Origin of the sequence: Methanosarcina soligelidi, assembly GCF_000744315.1 — an archaeon.
GTDB classification, from domain to species: domain Archaea; phylum Halobacteriota; class Methanosarcinia; order Methanosarcinales; family Methanosarcinaceae; genus Methanosarcina; species Methanosarcina mazei.
The window spans coordinates 3,729,010-3,747,439 of the sequence record NZ_JQLR01000001.1 but is presented as its reverse complement, the minus strand read 5'-3'; the positions used below and the strand labels follow the sequence as shown (position 1 = coordinate 3,747,439).

The window sequence follows — 18,430 nt, the reverse complement described above, 5'->3', positions numbered from 1 at the left end:
AAACCGGGAAAATTCCCGGCTAATAAGCTACTATGTTCAGCTGTTTATTTTCATAATTACTTTATATGAAGCAAGCAATCACAAAATAAGAAATTTCTTTTACCGGGATAGACATGAGTTTCACGCTTAATATAGAAACTGGTTTTTCACCTCAGGAAGTACGTGAGGCTATCCGTTCTGCTCTGGAACATGAAAAGCATGTTGCAAAATACAAGATCGATCGATATTCTGCGATCTGTAAGGGTTTCGAGAAAAAGTTCGGGTACGGCTCAGGTGAGCTCAGGGAAAGGTTTGAAGCCGGTGGTATTGGAAAAGATAGTGATTTCTTTGACTGGTATACTGCGAAAAGAGAGCTTGATCACTGGAACCGGAAACTTGAGATCCTTTCCGGGATTTCTTTTTCATAGTGGTCTTAATATCTTTCCAGTGAAGTCAGGCTATGATTTATTCCTGAAGTTTTCTCTCTTTTTCTGAAGTTTTCTCTCTTTTCTGAATTGTTCTTCCCTGTTGGTTGTTGTTCTCTCGCAGGTAAACCGATCTGAAATATATTTCCATCTGGAATATCTGCGCGCACGCAGGATATGCTAATTTTCCGGACCCTGTGCCTTGCAAAACACTTCGAGAAAGTGCCCTGTCACGTATCCTGTAAATTTTAAGGTCAGGGCGTATATCATATGTCTTTTGTTAAAGAGCCTGATCCGGAAAAAATGAGTTATAAATTGTAAACTTTAAGATTATTCTTACGACAAATATGATTGTATTTTTCTTTCTTCTTCACGAAGGTTTATTGAGGGACTGAGGAGTTATCGAGTTCTCATACCCGGATCTGACTTTTATTTCCTTTTTGAGATTTTTCCTGTAACTCTTTGAGTTCTGCAAGAGGGCTGAAGGTGCAGAAAACTGTTTGAAAATTAGAGGGCGTGGTAGACAAATATTTATAATAAGTATAAGTAGTTAATATTGAGATAAAAACATAAAACTTTACAGTGGGGGAAGACATAGTGAAAATTAGAGTAGTTAGTTCAAGGGAAGAAATCTTTACACTAAATCCTAATGAGCGTGTTGTTCACCTGGCCTTCAGGCCTTCGAACAAGGACATTTTTGCACTTGTAGAAACCTGCCCGAAAATTGAGGTAATTCAGCTGCCGAAATCTTACAGGCGCACGGTCTCGAAGTCTATAGAAATGTTCCTTGAAATGCAGAGAATCCAGCTTATCGAAGGGGATGTCTGGGGCCACAGGAAAGACATTAATGAATATTACAGCATTCCATCATCTGTGATCGAAAAGATCAGAGAACTGAAGATGGAGGGCACGCCTGCTGAGAGGATAGAAGAAAAGGTTGCAAGGGAAAGCAAGCTTAACCCTGAAATGGTTGCTTATATCCTGACCAAGGAAGCTTCTGCCTGAGAACCCTGAAAATAAGGAATTTTCCAGTAAGGTATTTTTCCTTTCGTTCTTATGTACAACAGGATAATATTGAAAGATTAAACATCTTTCAAATATCCTTATTTGTTCTCCAGTCCCGGATTCAGTTTTCAGTTTAAGAGTCCTGGAAACTACTCCCGTAAACCGGGCAATAACGACATTTAGCTAGCGGGAGCTACAGAGCCCGAGGATTTTTTTTTGGACTGAGCCTGGGGATTATTTTTGCTTGGACTATTTTTGTTTTTTACTTTGGTGTATACTCTTAAAATTCTCGGCTGCAAAATCCTTCTATTTATTCATACCTTTTAAAAACCGTCAGAAGTAAGGTCTGGATTTTTATTGTATCCGGTTTTATAGTTCAGAGTTCTAGCTGGATTATTGCCTTAATCGCATTTTCGCCTTAATTGTATTTTCACCCAATTGAATTTTTATCTTAATTGTATTTTTATCTTAATTGCATTTTCAACTTTAAGAAACTTTAATCTTAAGCTAATTTTTTATCTTTATTGAATTTTTGCCTTAATTGAATTTTTACTTAAATGAAATTTTAAATCTTAACTGATTTTTATCCGATGAAATAGTCAAACAAGGTAATAACTTATATATTTTTGATGGCTGTAATATTTTTAGTCTTATCTTTATCTTTCTAGCTTTAGCAATGATAGGAGACTGAAGGGTGAAACTGGAACTCATAGAGCTGATTTTTCTTTCCGATAAACGAAAACAACTATTGCTTTTTCTCAGAAGCGGGACCAAAAACATGGATGAAATTACGGAAGCTCTTCAGGTAACTTCCACTTCTATCCTTCCCCAGATTAAGAAATTAAAAGATATGTCCCTGGTCTTACAGGAAGACAGGTCATATACTCTCTCTCCTATCGGAAAAGTTCTCGTTGAAAAAATGCAGCCTCTCGTCAGCACTATAGAGCTTTTTGAAGACAATTTCGAGTACTGGTCGGAAAAGGATCTGCAGGCGTTTACCCTCTCTTTTAAGAAAAGGCTTGGAGAGCTCGGTAAGTGTAAACTGATCCAGCCTGACCTCGACCGCATGTTCGAGCTCGACCCTGAAGTTGTTGAAGGACTTTCAAGCTCCGCTTACATCCTCGAAGCCATAGCTTACTTTTATCCGCCTATGATTGCTCTCTGCCAGGAGCTGGCAAAAAAAGGGGTTGAATTTTCATTCCTGATGTCTGAATCCGTCTATGAACGGTATTATACTGATTATATTGAAGATCTCAGGGATATGCTGGCTCTTAAAAACGTAAAATTTTTCCGATATTCGGGCGAGCTGAAAATTGCAAGCCTTACAGTTACCGACAAATTTTTTATGCTTTCACTCTTCCCTAAAAACCAGAGGCATTTTGACAGGGAGAGCCTTATATGCCACGAGCCTGCCGCGCTGAGTCTGGGGACAGAACTTTTCAATGAACTGCTGCTTGATTCAACGCAAATTACTGAAGTCCCTCATAAGTAACAAAAATCTGTGGAAGCAGAAAAAATAAGATGCCACCAGATGCCCTTTATATCAACTATTTTTGAGCTCTGGATGGTCTTCTTCCGGTTAACAGGATTCCGTTATTATGCCGGAATCTCCTGAATAGGATTCTTTTGACCGTTATTGCGTTTTTTTACTTCTCTGCTTTATTTTTTCGGCAATATCTACTCCAAGCCTCTTGCATTCCTGAAGGTCCTTGTCCGTGGGCTTGTGAAGGATCCTGAGTACGGGGTCTATAACGGTCATCCCCAGTTCCCTCATCTTTTCTGCTATCATTATGGGCGCTTCCCCGCTCCACCCGTAAGACCCGAAAGCAGCTCCCAGCTTGCCCTGCGGGTTGATGGAAACAAGGGTCTCATTCATAAATTTCTCCATGGGCAGCAGCATCTTGTAGTAAAAAGTCGAAGAACCAACCGCAATCGCTTCAGCTTCTTTGAGTTCTTCAGGCTTTACATCATAGAAACTGACGACCTTTACGTCCACATTCTTTGACTCTATCCCGTTCCCTATTGCTTCAGCCATATCCTTTGTATTCCCTGAGGTACTCAGATAAACTACTATTGCTTTCAACCTCTCTCCTCCTCTAGCAATAAATTATGATACCAGTGCAGTTCCGGACAAGGAGAGCAAAAACCGGCACTTGCGTATCTAAAGCTCAGAGATGGAAGGTACAACCCTGGCTTTCTCGCTCCCCAATTCGACATTATTTATAAAATTTGTTGTAACTATTCAGGGTATAGTTAACGGCGCTCTCTTGAGCGCCGCTATAATACCCTCCAAAACAGGTAATCCGTTCTTTCTAATTGTAGAGATGTAAGCTCTAATTCTGCAGAAAGCTTCCGCTCCTTGTATAGTTCTGAAAGTTCCTGATATTTTCTGCTGTAATTTCATCATCCTGATATCTCTTTCTGCTTGATTATTCTCAAACGGAACTTTCAAATCTGTCAGGAATCTCAGAATATTTTCTTTGTGTTCTATAAACCTATCTAGCAGATTCCTTGCTTTTGTTTTTGGATTTTTTCCACGTTTTCCTTTCTTTTCAGGATTTAGAGATTGTGGATTTTCTTCAATTCCTTTAATTATGATAGCATCGAACCTTTCTTCCAATGCTTTAATTTGCTCAAAATCCAGTTCTTTGACTTGATCCTTGCATTCGTCGGTATACTTTTTCATCTCAGTGAGCAATTCATTCATTTCTTTAGCCCACTGCTGTTTATAGTTCTCTTCAATTCCAGTAAGTTCTCTCTGTAAATGAGCATTACAGAGAGCATGATCACAGTCATAAACGTTGTAAGGTTTCCATCCGTCGTGAACTGCTACTCCCTTAAACTCCGGAAGAATACCCATAGCGTCTATTGCTTCTGCTCCTCTTTTTGAGTGAGGTAAATAACAGGTGTATTTCTCATTAGAAGCTACATGAAGCCAGTGTCGTTTTCCTTCGATCTTCATACCAGTTTCATCAAAATGGACAACATGAGAAATCATTAATTTCTCTCGAATAATGTTTTCAAAACACTCTAAATTCTGGAAACATTCTTTTTCTGCTCTAATTATCGTAGCAGGACAGATTTTTATTCCCATTATGTCCTCAAAAAATTCGGAAATTCTTTCATAGGGGATAAAATGGTGATTTTTACAGTAAATAGCTGAAGCTAAAATATTTGGACCATACTGAACTGGATATTTAACTGATTCAGGAAAAACAGCTTTATTTATTTTTCCACAGTAAGGGCAGGTCTTTATCTGACTTTTGTGTTCTGTAACAATCAGATTTACAGGAGGAATATCAAAGACCTGTCTTTTCTCATAGGCTTCAACTTCAACATTCTCAAGAGTATGGCCACATTCTTTGCAGCAACTCAAAGAATGTTCTATTACCTACTCAGGATGATCAACCATTTCAAGAGTTGTTCCTGGATGACCATCTTGACCTCCAGGTTTTTTGCCACTCTTTTTACGGAGACTCTTGGGGTTAGGTTTCTCCTTGATAAAAAAATCAGTAGAAGGAGGGCGACTGCTGTTACGACTGTTTTGGTTTAAACGAGATTCTAATACCTTTACACGTTCTTCGAGTTCAGCAATACGAATAGATTGTTCTTCTATGATAGTCTCAAGCCTCTGGATTACAGAAATTACAGCTTCAGGACCAGCGTCATAAATGATAAGAATCTCTTCACGTGTAAGCATAATAACGAAAGGAAATAGGATTCAATTTATATGCAATTTTTCCTCGAAAAGAGGAAAAATTGTAGCCTTTCAAAGGCTCTACCTGAATAGTTACAATTTGTTTTAAATAAGGATTTCGTCATCTTAACTAAGGTTCAGTTTTCGCTGGAGGTTATCATATAAAGTCTGCCTCTATCCGTATAGGGGCTATATAATTTACAACCTGCAGGGCGATGCTTTCAAGGAAATTGCGGACATTATGCGGAATCCTGTCCACAGTATGGGAGGCAAAATTCAGGCTGCCTATTACCTCGCCCCTGTGTTTCATAGGGATTACTGCGACTGCAGTGATCTTTTCTTTCCTTAACATGCCTGCCATCTCTTCCGCAAAAAAGCTCAGTTTATATACCGGCTTCTCAGTCCAGACCTGTTTTGCTTCCGGAGAGTCCGCCCTGTATGCATAAACTTTTTCTACAAAGTCGGAAGAAAGCCCCCTGTGTGCTACAATGTTGATCTGGTCAAGAAGCTCGTCTTTAAGATATATGCCCCCTGCATCTATTTCCTTTATCCTCAGACAGGAATCAAGAATAAGATTAAGCATAGACTGGAGGTTCCAGGTGCTGCTCAGGGCTATACTGAGTTCCCTCTGAATCTCGAGCATTTCCCGGGCTTCTTTTCTTTCTGTGACGTCAACGACTATTCCCTGGAAGTGAGTAACAGTGTTTTTACTGTCCCGCTGGATGTATGTCCTTTCTTCAACCCAGCGAACATTTCCGTCTCCTGTAATTATCCGGTATTCCATTTCAAAAGAGTCTAACTCTTCCCTGACAGCGCGTGCAAGGCTTTCAAAGACCGAATTGATATCTTCTTTGTAAATTATATCTCCATAGAGGATCTTTCCCGAAGTGAAGTCTTCCACACTGTATCCAAACTGTGTTATATTTTCCGAAACGAACTCCACAGGCCAGTTTTCCGTATTCTTCCAGAGAAAAGCTACTGCTGAACTTTTATTGACTATCGTTTTCAGAAGCTTCTGCATTTCCAGGGATTTTCTCAGAGCTTCTTCAATTTTTTTCCTGGGGGTTATATCCAGCACTATTCCCTGAAAGCAGGTAACACTCCCGTTTCCGTCCCTCTGAATGAAAGTCTTCTCGTTAACCCAGCGAAGGTCTCCGGCTTTTGTTAAAATTCTGTATTCGGAATTGAAGCTTACTTCCCCTTTCTGGATATGCCTCTCAAGCTCTCCTTCAACCCTTTTCAGGTCATCGGGATGTATTATTTTCCCGTAAAGGATACCCTGCGATATGAAATCGCTGGCTGTGTATCCGAACTGTACAATATTATCAGAGACAAAAGTTGCAGGCCAGTATTTTTCATTTTTCCAGAGGAAGACCACTGCAGGACTGTTGTTGATTACCGCAGTTAGCACTTTCTGCATTTCCAGGGCTTTTTTCAGTTTTTCTTCACTTCTTTTCCTCTCTGTGATATCGAGTACAACACCCTGAAAGTGGGTTACTTTTCCTTCCTGGTCTCTTTCAATAAAGCTCCTTTCATTCACCCAGCGTATTTTCCCGGCTTTTGAAAAAATCCTGTACTCCATGCTGAAGTCCGGAGCTCCCGTCAGAATCCTTTTTTGAAGCTCCTCACCAACTTTATTCAGGTCTTCGGGGTATATGATGTCTCCGTACAGTACCCTGCCCGAGATAAAATCCTCCACGGTATATCCGAAGTTCACCACATTTTCGGAAACAAACTCTGCAGGCCATTTTTCCTCGTTTTTCCAGAGAAATACCACTACCTGACTGTTATTGATTATCGTTTTCAGAGCCTCTTCCCTCTCCAGGGCTGCATGGAAGGCTTTCCCCCTTTCGCCGCCTGCAACATCTGCTGAATCGGGATACCTGTGATTTTTTTCTTCATATCCTGTATTCTTATCGTTCATCTTCTTCCAGCCGCCTGGCAAAGAGGTTCTAAATGATTTACTTACAGATGTTTTCAAAGCAGCAGACTGCCTGACTGCAAATCCGCATGTGTCCTGATTCACAGGTTTGCATGTCTGCAGGTCAGCTCCTGGTTTCCTATTCGCCTTTTTTATATAATTTGGTTTTTATCAAATATCAGTTTTTTTGGTTCTGGAATTTCCTCAAGTCTGGCTGCATTCTGCGAATTAGATAAATATTTATATCAAAATAGCCGGGCTTCTTCAACGCTGCCTTTTCTTTCTGTATTTCTTTTTGGCATCTATAGAAACTTATTTATAGTATAAAAAAGGTAATAAGATTCCGTATTCCGTGTATGTCCCGGAAAACTGTGGATTCGCTCAATCTTTCATGAACCCTTTACGAACCCCATCAGGAGAATAGCAATATTCTATCCGGATACTTGCCGACCAAAAGCGGAACCAACAGGATTTCAGGAAATGCCCGGAGTGCAGTAAAAACTGCAAACATGGAATACAAAAAATGGCAAAAAATCTGAAAAATGGCAAAAATAGCGAAAAGCCAGGAAATGGCAAAAGTGTATAAAATGGCGAAAAGTCTAAAAAATGGCAAAAAATAAAAAAATGGATAAAGTCAAAAAAGGCTAGAGCAAAAATAGTCCAAAAACCTAAAACCTCCATAAAAGGATCTGCAGTAAGGTTTTGAGGGATACCTTACTGTGATCCTTTTATTTCAAAATCATTTGTCCGATTGGATTAATGAGTTATATTTTTCATTAGTTATATTCTTCATTAGTTATATTTTTCATTAGTTATATTCTTCATTAGTTATATTTTTCATTAGTTATATTCTTCATTAGTTATATTTTTCATTAGTTATATTCTTCATTAGTTATATTCCTGCTCTTAGCTATTCTTTTTACTATTTATATGCTGAGTTTTTTCCTGTAATCAGGGAAAAAAAGTCTAATCTCCTCTGAACAAAAGTTTGTGAAAAAAAAGCCATATTTTTAAAAACATGATAAAAAACATACATGTGAAAAATAAACTCGGTGAACGGGTACAGCCCCTGGTGGCTAGATGTTGTGGCGGGTGTTGGTGTGATCTTGTAAATGTGTAGTTAGGGGCAGGCCCGTTCACTATGCTAAAATCAACATCAATGACTGGCTATATAAATATTTGGATATTATTATATTTAATTTCCGTTTTGTGATAGTAAATCTCCATTTTGAGGCTTTAACAGGGGTAATTTTTCCAGATTTTGTCCTTTTTATGTCCTTTTATTGTTAAACCAGAACGTTGCAACAGGAGGTCTTATCCCAGCGACACACTGTTTAATTTTTATTCCGTTTTATAACTTTCAGGTAACTCTCCCAGCCTCTTTGCAGTTTTTCTTCCCCAAGCTGTTTATACTATGAAGTTTTTTCCTATCTATACATTATCTATCTGTACATTATAATGGATTACGTTCATACTTTTCAGTGTCAAGATAACAAAGAGAGACTAACAGGAGATTCATTATGAGAAGTGCCATTATCAAAGAGGGGCCCGAACGTGCCGCAAACCGTTCCCTTCTGAAGGCAACAGGGGTCACGGACGCGGAAATGAAAAGGCCGTTCATAGCGGTTGTCAATTCCTGGAACGATATAATTCCTGGTCACATTCATCTGAACAAACTTGCTGAAGCTGTAAAGGCAGGAATCAGGAATGCCGGGGGAGTTCCTTTCGAGTTCCACACCATAGGGGTCTGCGACGGGATTGCAATGGGGCACGAGGGTATGAAATATTCTCTCCCAAGCAGGGAGGTTATAGAGGACACTATCGAGCTGATGGTCAGAGCCCACCAGTTTGACGGCATGGTCCTTATCCCCACATGTGACAAAATCGTTCCCGGGCACCTTATGGCAGCAGGCAGGCTTGACATTCCTGCAATCGTTGTAACAGGAGGGCCTATGCTCCCCGGATATGTGGACGACAAATATACTGACCTTATTTCAGTCTTTGAAGGTGTCGGCGCCTTCAGGGCAGGCAAACTTTCCGAAGCTGAGCTTGAAAGGCTTGAAAACCTTTCCTGTGCAGGAGCAGGGTCCTGTGCCGGGATGTTCACTGCAAACACAATGGCATGTATGACCGAAGCCCTCGGATTGAGTCTGCCAGGGTGTGCAACTGCACATGCCGTTGACGCAAAAAAAGTTCGCATCGCCAAGGAGTCCGGAGAGCGCATTGTTGAGCTTGTAAAACAGAACATAACGCCAAGGAAGATCGTCACTTACAAATCCTTTGAAAATGCCATAATGGTCGACATGGCAGTGGGAGGGAGCACAAATACAACCCTTCACCTTCCTGCCCTTGCCCATGAATTCGGGCTTGAATTGCCTCTTGAAGCCTTTGACGAACTGAGCAAGAAAACGCCCCACCTTATTTCCCTGAGGCCCGGAGGTCCCAATTTCATGCTCCATTTCGATCGGGCAGGCGGGGTCGAAGCAGTTATGCAGAGGCTTTCTTCCAAACTCCACCTTGACCAGCTTACGGTTAACGGCAAAACCATCGGAGAAAACATCAGCGAGCTTGAAATAATCAACCCGAAACTGAATGAAGAGATCATTAAAACTCTGGAAAACCCAATTCATGCAGAAGGAGGGATTGCAGTTCTCAAAGGCAGCCTCGCTCCCGATGGTTCGGTTGTAAAACAGGCTGCAGTTGACCCGAAAATGCGCGTACATACAGGACCTGCAAAAGTTTATGATTGTGAAGAAGACGCCATGAAGAGCATTCTTGCAGGAGAGGTTAAACCGGGAGATATTGTCGTCATCCGTTACGAAGGCCCCAAAGGCGGTCCGGGTATGAGGGAAATGCTCGCAGCCACAGCCGCAATCGGAGGTATGGGCCTGCTGGAATCCGTAGCTCTGGTGACTGACGGGAGGTTCTCCGGAGGCACAAGGGGACCATGTATAGGGCACGTTTCTCCTGAAGCCAGTGAAGGAGGCCCTATAGGCCTTGTAAAGGACGGAGACCTTATTGAAATCAATATTCCGGAAAGGGTATTGAACCTGAAAGTCTCTGAAGAAGAGCTTGAAAAGCGCAGATCTGTCTTTAATCCACCTGAAAAGAAAGTCACAGGTTACCTTGCAAGGTACCAGCGTGCCGTCCATTCCGCAAACACGGGCGGGATAGTGGACTGAGACTTTTCAATACTGCGTTTTCAGGGAGGTAAAAACCTCCTTTTTCCCTTTTTGAATTTAGCCCTCCTTTTTTTAAATAAAGGCAGTCAATTTCAGGTAACCCGTTTCAGGCAGTTCTTTCTGGACTCTTTGTTTTCCTTACTTTTTATTTACAGGGTCTTAATCTGTCAGTTTTCTAATCAGGGGGCACTATTTGCAGAGTTAAATATGTCTTCTGGAAACGTTTATAGTGCCCAAGGACCATCTTTTATATTGGCTTTTAATTCAAATCCAATCGTGCAATCGTTTTATTGAAAATATACTGAGAAATTCGGGAGGACGAGATTCTGGAAGTAGAGGGGTTGTGTTCAATCTGCGGGCGCCCTGCTAAACTTCATACATGCCATTTATGCGGAAGGCCTGTATGCAGCCAGTGCATGGATCATAAAAAAGGCGTCTGTATCAAATGTGCAGGCGGAAGGGAAGGTTCCTCACCTGTCTCTGAAGACCGCGAATTCAAATAAATCCGTAACTATCTGAAAGCCAGAAATAAAGTATCAATTAAGCTAATCAAATAAGAGCAGGATTTTTGAAGGAAATAAACAGGATTTTAAAGCCTTCTCTGGCTTATGTTAGCTCACCAGCCGTGAATTTCTCCTTCTGGCTCTTCCTCATCGCGGTAAAAACGAAATTCTTTTTTATCGGGATCTTCTACGAATACAAACTTTTCTTCAATTCCCACTTTTGCAAATGCAAGAGCATCATCTCCATTCCTTATAGCCGGCAGTATATCCACATCCACATGGTCCTGGATGCTGCTCTCCGGAAGAAAAGCCGTAATAATAAACCAGTCAATACCGCCCGTGTAACTGCTGCTTACATACCGGCTTTTGTCTGGCTGAATCTTCGTAGCCTTCTGATGCATTTCGCTCCCGTCAGCTCTGTAAGCCACAAACCGAATTATGTGCTTTGTTTTATTTTTAATTATAGCCATTACCCCTCTCCCTTTACTGATCCGGTGATATTTTTCCATTTTAAGGAATTTATATATTGAATCTACTTCCTGGAAGTAAATACTTTTTGATTCAAAGTTTTTATAAGTTGTTGGCCTCCCGAGTCCCGCCTCGGGAGGGCGGTGTCCTTTTCACTCGCTTCGCTCGCTCAAGAGGACTAGTTTCCGGGTGTTTTCTCTAAGCTGAATTCAGGAGGACTAATCTATGATAAATAAAGGTGGGCTTCTCAAGGGGTAGTAAAAAAAAGTATTTACGATTAATTTTGACCTGTGAATCCTTATTTGCCATGCCAGACTGTTCTCTGCCTTTTTATATTCCTGCTTTTTTACTTTCTGGCAGCCCGCCGGACAAGTTTATGGAGTCAATTTATTTGCCCTGTGGACTAAAGCCGGTTTTCCTGAAAAAGAAACTTATTTTCACTCAGGATTCCAGGCTTCGATTCAGGGGTGGATTAAACTGCTTTCTGGATATCAATCCGTATTTTAATAAATTAAACGAGAAAGTTAATTGGGTGCCTTTCTACTGGCTCTATATCAAGGTCGGCTACGGCTTCGGCAATCATAATATCGCTCATAGCAGCCATGGGAAAGATATATTCTGCGTACTCTATAGGGCCATAGAGGATGAAATCTCCGGCTGCAGCCTGCTGGAGGCAGGTAGAGCCTATGTCGCAGATCTTATACAGGACAGGGTCTTTTTCTTTCTGGCGGTTCAGCCAATTCCAGGCCGAGGGGGCGTTATGGATTCCTGAGCCTGTGGGATGGCCCCATTTTGCTTTTGCGGCAATCGTCATTCTGAGGGCTATTCCGGCTCCGTTTCCCATGGGGGTTATGCTCGGGTCTATAAGTTTGTTTACTATCCCGCACCTATCTGCAATTGAGAGAAGGCCTTCTTCTAACAGTCCTGCACCTGTCTCGAGCATTTCCATTCTGCCCTGAAGGGAGGAGTCTTTGGCATTGAAGCCCAGGATAATGGAACTGTCTATATCGGATTGTTCAAGGGCTTTTATTTCCGATGTGTTTATGCTCATATTTATGGAGTTATATACTGCCCTGTCCGCAAGCCCGATCTCACTCACGTATCCGGCAGCATGCGCACGTACAGGCCCTTCGGGAGAATCTATGAGAAAAGGAGAATCCGAAACCTCTGCAATAAAATCAATATAACGCGTGATACTCTCTGCGGTTGTGCCAAAGATGTGAACCATATGAGGGTTTCCGGTAGTATCCGAACCCGACTCTTGCAGATTTACGAGTTTTTCGGCAGCATCCCTGTCAAAAAGACCTTTTGGGGCGTCTTCGACAATCTCGTGCCTGTTGTAAAATATGGTCCCTGCAAGTACGGTAGGGAGTTCTCCAGGTTGTCCGCCCACTTTTATTCCTGCAATATTGGCAATTTCCTGCTCTTTCTGGAACTTAAACATTTTTGCACCCTCGAAATCCACGTTTATAAAAAATAAAAAATCATTGAAGTTTTAAATTTATTGATGTTTAAAATTTATTGAGATTTAGAATTCACTTTTATTGACCCGGGACTTCTCTTTATCCATTATTTTTTCAAAAGATCAGAGGTTTTCCGCAGTATAGATTATTCCTGCTTTTGAATCCATTACGAATTCCCCTGAAATTATTACATCTCCTGAAGTGGGGACTGCAAAAGAAGTCTGCCTTTTTTTAGGAGCGCAGACGAGCATGGGCTCTTCAGGGTACGCTTCTCCTTTATCCCTGTAGTCCTCAACAATCCTCCTGATCTCTTCAGGGTCATTCAGCCCAATTCTATTGAGAACTGTGACCTGCTGCTGGAAGCGTTCGACTGCAGTTTCGGATATGTTTTCTATAAAGGGAATTGCTCCCTGTGAACCGGTAATCCTGCCCTGTTCATCAATTCCGTTTGCATGGATTGCGAGGAGAGAATGCCCTGCCAGGTGGCCTCTTGACTCGGTTCCGCAGACCAGGACGTACCTGATATTGGAGTTTGAAATTACATTTACTATTATCTTTTCTACTCCCAGGTTTTCGGTTTTTGAACTGCCCCAGATAGCAGCATCAGGGCAGGCATCAAGGTGGCTTGCAAGAGTTACCACTGCAATTCTTGAATCGGTTTTTCCTGTAACATAGTCCCCTTTTACTGGGGGCCAGTTTTCTGCGATAAGCTTCAGTGAATCACCTTTTTTCTTTCCTTGTTCAGGTGGGACAGCGCACTTGCGAGCATAATGGCTTTTGTAAAATGCCCGCCAACCCTTGATGTGTCCACAAATACGTAATCGTCCATCAGAACAGGTGCTCCAAGCCCGTCACCTCCACCAAGGAAGGCAACTGTCCGGAAAATGAGGTTGCCCGAAATTCCGTCAGGAGCGATGATGAAGTTAGATTCTTTTACGGCATCTTCAATAAGGATTGTGTAGTGTTTGGTGTTAATTCCAAGTTCCAGAGCTCTCCCTGTTATAAATTCCCCGTCTGCGAGAGTCCTGTCCACACGTCTGTCCCTTCCTATATCTCCCATCCTTCCTCCGGAAAGAACTCCTACGGCAGGCTCGACTCCCAGCCTCCTGATGTGCTCTGCGCCAAGCGTGATCATTCGAAGCTTGTCCGAAATCGTGTTTCCTTCATCTATTCCGACAGGAGCGAGGAAAAAGGGTGTCCCGTCTGCTGTCAGGAGAAGGGCAAGCCTGCAAATCCTTTTCATTCCAAGGGCTTTTTTAAGGCTTGAAAGGGTTCCTGATGCTTTTGCAGTGCCTCTTATTACTGCATCCACCTTTCTTGAAACCAGGAGTTCTGAAAGGACTTTTTCGGGGTCCTCGGTATCTATAACCTCAAGCCCGGTTCCTATTTTATCGATTTCCTTTTTACTTCCTACAAGGACTACCTGTGCATATCCCAGTTCCTGGGCTTTCCATGCACTCTCAAGAGTCTTGTGATTGGGGTCTCTTATTCCCATAGCCACTCTTGCTCTGTTCGCCCGGGCTCGTGCTTCGATAGCTTCAAGGAGGGCATACATGCCGTTCTTTTCCATATCTATCCAGCTTTTATTTAATGCTTAAGTAGTTCAAAGAAAAACAAACACACATATTAATTAATTTTGCCCCTCCCGAGTTCCGTCTCGCCCGAGTTCCGTCTCGCCCGAGTTCCGTCTCGGGAGGACGGTGTCCTTTTCTCTCGCTTTGCTCGCTCAAGAGGACTAATTTATAGTTGACTTGCTCAGGAGGTCTAATTATAGTTGACTTGCTCAGGAGGTCTAATTATAGTTGACTTGCTCAGGAGGTCTAATTATAGTTGACTTGCTAAGGAGAGCTGGTTTATAGATAGTTGATTTCTTTTAAGTTGGAGGATTGAATTATAAGTTATTTATCCATGAAAGGTTTGAGGAAATTGTAAAACAGGGGGCAGGGGTCATTTTAAAAAAATTAAAACATATAAAGTTAATAATGAGTTCTCTTTTTATTGGTATGGTTTAAGATGATGTCGGCAATTGAATGGGCTGAAAAATACCGACCCCGGACCCTTGGAGATGTCGTGGGGAACAGGAAGGCAGTGCAGGATTTGAGAAAGTGGGCTGAGGAATGGCAGTCCGGGATTCCTGAGAAAAGGGCAGTGATTCTTTACGGGCCTGCAGGGATAGGGAAGACTTCAAGCGCTCACGCACTGGCAGGGGATATGGAATGGGAGGTTATAGAGCTCAATGCAAGCGACCAGAGGACTGCAGGTGTTATTGAGAAGATAGCCGGCTCAGCAGCGTCAATGAATACTTTTTTTGGGGGTAAGCGGCTCATTATACTTGATGAAGCTGACAATCTCCACGGGACTGCAGACAGGGGCGGGATGAAGGCTATTTCCGGGATCATAAAATCCACGCTCCAGCCGATAATACTTATTGCAAATGATATTTACGGGTTAACTCCCACAGTCCGGAACATTTGTCTGGAAATTAAGTTTGGGTCCGTGCAGAGCCGGTCCATGGTTCCCGCTTTGAAGAAGGTCTGTGAATCTGAGGGAGTCTCCTGCAGCCAGGAAGCTGTCCTGCAAATTGCAGAAAATGCGGGCGGAGACTTCAGGAGCGCTATCAATGATCTTCAGGCTGCAGCTAACGGGAAGAAGGCTCTCGAAGCTGAAGATATCAGCACTGCAGGCAGAGATGTTAAAGAGAATATCTTTAAGGCGATGCAGAAGATCTTTAAAAGCACTGACTGCAAAAGGGCTCTTGAATCCGCATACGGGCTTGATGAGAGTCCTGAGGATCTTGTGCACTGGATAGACGAGAACCTGCCAATCCAGTACGCGCGGAAGGATGGCGACCTCGAAGATATAAAAACGGGTTTTGGCTACCTTTCAAAGGCTGACATTTATCTCGGGCGCGTGAAGAAACGCCAGAACTACAGGATGTGGAGGTATGCCAGCATGCTCATGGTCTGCGGGGCTGCCCTTTCAAAGACAAGACCGTATCCTGGCTTTATTAAGTACCAGCAGCCTTCACTCTGGAGAAGGCTCGGGCAGACCCGTTCCAGGCGTGATATGCGGGATAATATTGCTTCAAAGATCGGGGAGCACAGCTTTGAGTCGATGCATTATTCCAGGAACAACCTTTTAGGTTTTTATTCAATATTGTTAAAGGATGAGGCGTCTGCTGTTGAACTTACTGCAAACCTCGGGCTTGAGCTTGAAGAACTGATGTACCTTTCAGGAAGCGCAAAGGTCAGCAAAAAACTTCAGAAAATTTACGATGAAGCCCAGAACCTTCTGGAAACGAAAAGGGATAGAACTGAAGAACAGGAATTTTTTAAGGCTCCTGCTCCTGCGGCAGATGATAAACAGGCAACTCTCCACTGTCCGGTTAATATTCCTGAAAAAGAAGGGAACGCTTCAGCCGAAAAACCCGAATCTCCCGGTCCCCAGTCTCCGGAAAGAAAGCAGAAAACCCTTGACCTTGGATTTGACACACCTCAAAAGCTTCCTGAGAAAAAAAGGTCTTCAGAAATGAAATTGCCTGAAAATCCTGAGCCTGCAGAAAATAATCTGTTCTCTCTTTCTGAGCCTCTGCCCGAAAAGGGTCCAATTCCTGACTTCGCAGGGAAAAAGTCCCTTCCTGAACTCGAAGAAGAGAAGCCGTCTCTTTCACCGTTAAAAAAGATGAGTCCGGCCAATAAAGAAGCTTCAAAACAGGGAGTGAAACAGGGAGCATCTGAAAAAGGTTCGCCTGCTGCAGATACGCAGGGAGGCATGGAAGATGGTTCGAAAAAAGCCGAACCTAAAAATCAGAAAACACTTTTTGACTTTTAAAACACTTTTTGAGTCTTAATTTCTTTCTTAAATAATAATCAATTCACTCATCCATAATCAACCAATTAATCAACCAGCCAATTAATCAACCAGCCAATTAATCAACCGATTATAAACCAGTTAATCAATTATTTCCCCTGTGGTTCTACAGTCAAGAAAGTGTTTTTCATTTTTTACTTTTCCAAGCCCTGTTAACATCAGAACTAAATTTTCATTGCCAGTGTAATTATATAAAATATCTATGAGTGTATTATGCAAATTCTCACTTATACAGAAGAGTGTGAGGATTTTTGTGAGCGGAATTACGGGGTTGACTTTTAATGAAAAAGAAGTTGCTGGTGTGTTTGGGAAGTTTGGACTGGAATCCGCTCACAAATATCACTATGCAACTTCCGTTATAAATACTTTTTTAATATATTTAGTATATCTCATCCCTGTTATATTTGCCTGGTCATTTGTCAGATGTTTCCCTGATTTATTTTACAGATTTACCGGAATCGCAAAACATAAATGATTTTTCTGTACTTTTCCGGCTAAAAGTGACTGAGTGGAAGAAGTTATTGCTACAGGGCGGGGTAAGGCTAAGTAAAACTTGAGTAATTGAGGTTGATAAAATTCGGGTAATTAAAGTTGAGTAAAACTCGAGTAATTGAGGTTGATAAAATTCGGGTAATTAAAGTTGAGTAAAACTCGAGTAATTGAGGTTGATAAAATTCGGGTAATTAAAGTTGAGAAAAACCCGGTTAACATTAGGAACTAATGAGATAAAACGGGATAGTGTTAAACAAAGTTGAGAAAAAAGCCGTTAGAAAAGTTGTGAGCGGGTTTGGGGAGTTTGGGGAATAGTTGGGGGGAATAGTTGGGGGATATGGGTTTGGGGTTATACTATGGAAAAGAGACCCGCTCACTTAGCATCAGTAATCATACATCCTATAAATAACTTTCGATTATATTCCACTTAATTTATAATTACAGTCTTATTGTTAAAATTTTATATAATAGTGTCTTATGATGGTGTTTTTATAATCTACTTTCCTCCCGGTAAGAAATCCGAACACTCATTCACATTAAAAGAAACATAGATAAGAATTAGTAGTACTGATCATTGATTCTCAAGATGGTTAAAAGAACACGATAAAATGATTTAAAAGGACAGAGAAAATCTTTCAGGCAACAGGCTCAATAAGCTAATATAAAAATTGGTATGAAGATGATATCAATGAAGCTGGTAAGAATTATTATGAAGGTAGTAGACTGAATAAAGCTGATTTAAGAATTAGTATGAGCGGGTTGGGGAGTATGAATTGGGGGTGTTGGGGTTATCTTACAAAAGAGAGACCCGCTCACATATTACATCATGCTAATCTCTTATAAATATATTTTGCTTGTATGTATTCTTGCTTAAAAAGTGTTGAAAGATGGCTATTAAATGCAGAACTTTTCACACGCATGCTGTGCTGTATTAATTTCCTGCTTCTTTTCTTCTCCTTGCCAGCCTTTTTATGGCGGTATGTGAAAATTAACTGGTATATAACGATTTCTGATTTGTGCTGATTTTTGACAGTTTTCTCCGAACAAAAGACATATATATAACTAGTGACATGTTGGACTTGCATTTCAAGCGGTTGCCTTTAAGGCTATCATAAGGAATGTTATTAGCAGCAAACTGGGCTCGTGGTCTAGTCGGTTATGACATCGCCTTTACACGGCGGGGATCCTGAGTTCGAATCTCAGCGGGCCCACTTTCTGTTTCTTCCTTGTTTTCTGATTTAGAGGTTTTATAGACCTCCTTTTCTAAAGCTTCTATTCTTGCTTCAAGGTCAGATTTCACTTCTGATTGTGTAACTTTAAGTTCACAGTTCAGCTCTTCATCCAAAGAAATCACATAAACAGACTTACCGTTTAATTCCGTTTTGAAAACATAAGCTGTTTCTCCGGCAAGGTTTATTTCAGATT

The 18,430-nt window shown here is 41.6% G+C and carries 14 protein-coding genes, 1 tRNA gene and 1 pseudogene; 8 read left to right on the top strand and 8 right to left on the bottom strand.

Going from position 1 to position 18,430, the window contains the following annotated elements; genetic code table 11:
* Positions 1-113 precede the first annotated feature (113 nt).
* Positions 114-407 (top strand): hypothetical protein, encoded by a 294-nt coding sequence (locus tag M886_RS16015; RefSeq protein WP_011032218.1) that lies wholly within the window; start codon positions 114-116, stop codon positions 405-407.
* Between the two features lie 5 nt (positions 408-412).
* Here the strand turns inward: M886_RS16015 and M886_RS18755 are convergent, their stop codons facing one another.
* Complete coding sequence (locus tag M886_RS18755) at positions 413-574, bottom strand: hypothetical protein (RefSeq protein ID WP_155395197.1); 162 nt, start codon at positions 572-574, stop codon at positions 413-415.
* A gap of 427 nt (positions 575-1,001) precedes the next feature.
* Between M886_RS18755 and M886_RS16010 the strand changes: the two genes are divergently transcribed.
* Positions 1,002-1,409 (top strand): DUF1699 family protein, encoded by a 408-nt coding sequence (locus tag M886_RS16010; protein ID WP_015410979.1) that lies wholly within the window; start codon positions 1,002-1,004, stop codon positions 1,407-1,409.
* A 694-nt stretch (positions 1,410-2,103) separates the two neighbouring features.
* Positions 2,104-2,901 (top strand): helix-turn-helix transcriptional regulator, encoded by a 798-nt coding sequence (locus tag M886_RS16005; protein WP_011032216.1) that lies wholly within the window; start codon positions 2,104-2,106, stop codon positions 2,899-2,901.
* Positions 2,902-3,042: 141 nt separating this feature from the next.
* Here M886_RS16005 and M886_RS16000 read toward each other — a convergent pair whose 3' ends face one another.
* The 3 genes and pseudogenes from M886_RS16000 to M886_RS15985 all read right to left on the bottom strand — a co-directional run bounded on the left by M886_RS16000 (position 3,043) and on the right by M886_RS15985 (position 7,132).
* On the bottom strand, positions 3,043-3,492 hold the full coding sequence (locus tag M886_RS16000; protein ID WP_011032215.1) for a flavodoxin domain-containing protein: 450 nt from the start codon (positions 3,490-3,492) through the stop codon (positions 3,043-3,045).
* 159 nt (positions 3,493-3,651) lie between these two features.
* Positions 3,652-5,109, bottom strand: a pseudogene (locus M886_RS15995) (IS66-like element ISMma15 family transposase).
* Between the two features lie 154 nt (positions 5,110-5,263).
* Positions 5,264-7,132 (bottom strand): PAS domain-containing protein, encoded by a 1,869-nt coding sequence (locus M886_RS15985; RefSeq protein WP_235203992.1) that lies wholly within the window; start codon positions 7,130-7,132, stop codon positions 5,264-5,266.
* A gap of 1,415 nt (positions 7,133-8,547) precedes the next feature.
* Between M886_RS15985 and ilvD the strand changes: the two genes are divergently transcribed.
* Positions 8,548-10,209, top strand: coding sequence for a dihydroxy-acid dehydratase (gene ilvD, locus M886_RS15980; protein ID WP_048040082.1), 1,662 nt, complete (start codon positions 8,548-8,550; stop codon positions 10,207-10,209).
* Positions 10,210-10,550: 341 nt separating this feature from the next.
* On the top strand, positions 10,551-10,712 hold the full coding sequence (locus tag M886_RS18750; protein ID WP_015410975.1) for a hypothetical protein: 162 nt from the start codon (positions 10,551-10,553) through the stop codon (positions 10,710-10,712).
* Positions 10,713-10,825: 113 nt separating this feature from the next.
* Here the strand turns inward: M886_RS18750 and M886_RS15975 are convergent, their stop codons facing one another.
* The 4 genes from M886_RS15975 to mtxX form a co-directional block, all read right to left on the bottom strand.
* The gene (locus M886_RS15975; RefSeq protein ID WP_152558055.1) at positions 10,826-11,182 is read right to left on the bottom strand and encodes a hypothetical protein; all 357 of its coding nucleotides are present in this window, start codon (positions 11,180-11,182) and stop codon (positions 10,826-10,828) included.
* A gap of 509 nt (positions 11,183-11,691) precedes the next feature.
* Complete coding sequence (mtrH, locus tag M886_RS15970; protein WP_048051495.1) at positions 11,692-12,624, bottom strand: tetrahydromethanopterin S-methyltransferase subunit H; 933 nt, start codon at positions 12,622-12,624, stop codon at positions 11,692-11,694.
* 141 nt (positions 12,625-12,765) lie between these two features.
* Entirely contained in the window at positions 12,766-13,359 is a 594-nt protein-coding gene (locus tag M886_RS15965) for a tetrahydromethanopterin S-methyltransferase subunit A (protein WP_084685110.1), read from the bottom strand.
* Positions 13,356-14,213 carry a methanogenesis marker protein Mmp4/MtxX gene (gene mtxX / locus M886_RS15960; RefSeq protein WP_048051493.1) on the bottom strand — a complete coding sequence of 286 codons (858 nt, stop codon included), beginning with the start codon at positions 14,211-14,213 and terminating at the stop codon, positions 13,356-13,358. Before mtxX ends, M886_RS15965 begins: the two co-directional genes overlap by 4 nt.
* A gap of 443 nt (positions 14,214-14,656) precedes the next feature.
* Here mtxX and M886_RS15955 point away from each other — a divergent pair, with 443 nt between their 5' ends.
* The 3 genes from M886_RS15955 (at position 14,657) to M886_RS15940 (ending at position 18,216) form a co-directional block, all read left to right on the top strand.
* Positions 14,657-16,474, top strand: coding sequence for a replication factor C large subunit (locus M886_RS15955; protein ID WP_048051492.1), 1,818 nt, complete (start codon positions 14,657-14,659; stop codon positions 16,472-16,474).
* Positions 16,475-16,766: 292 nt separating this feature from the next.
* The gene (locus tag M886_RS15950) at positions 16,767-16,988 is read left to right on the top strand and encodes a hypothetical protein (protein WP_152558054.1); all 222 of its coding nucleotides are present in this window, start codon (positions 16,767-16,769) and stop codon (positions 16,986-16,988) included.
* Between the two features lie 1,154 nt (positions 16,989-18,142).
* Positions 18,143-18,216: transfer RNA gene (locus tag M886_RS15940), tRNA-Val, on the top strand.
* Positions 18,217-18,430: the final 214 nt, after the last annotated feature.

Coding starts and splice junctions, on each gene's coding strand:
- M886_RS15975 (WP_152558055.1), bottom strand. CDS start 11,182: ATGGCTATAATTAAAAATAAAACAAAGCACATAATTCGGTTTGTGGCT.
- mtxX (WP_048051493.1), bottom strand. CDS start 14,213: ATGGAAAAGAACGGCATGTATGCCCTCCTTGAAGCTATCGAAGCACGA.
- mtrH (WP_048051495.1), bottom strand. CDS start 12,624: ATGTTTAAGTTCCAGAAAGAGCAGGAAATTGCCAATATTGCAGGAATA.
- M886_RS16015 (WP_011032218.1), top strand. CDS start 114: ATGAGTTTCACGCTTAATATAGAAACTGGTTTTTCACCTCAGGAAGTA.
- M886_RS15955 (WP_048051492.1), top strand. CDS start 14,657: ATGATGTCGGCAATTGAATGGGCTGAAAAATACCGACCCCGGACCCTT.
- ilvD (WP_048040082.1), top strand. CDS start 8,548: ATGAGAAGTGCCATTATCAAAGAGGGGCCCGAACGTGCCGCAAACCGT.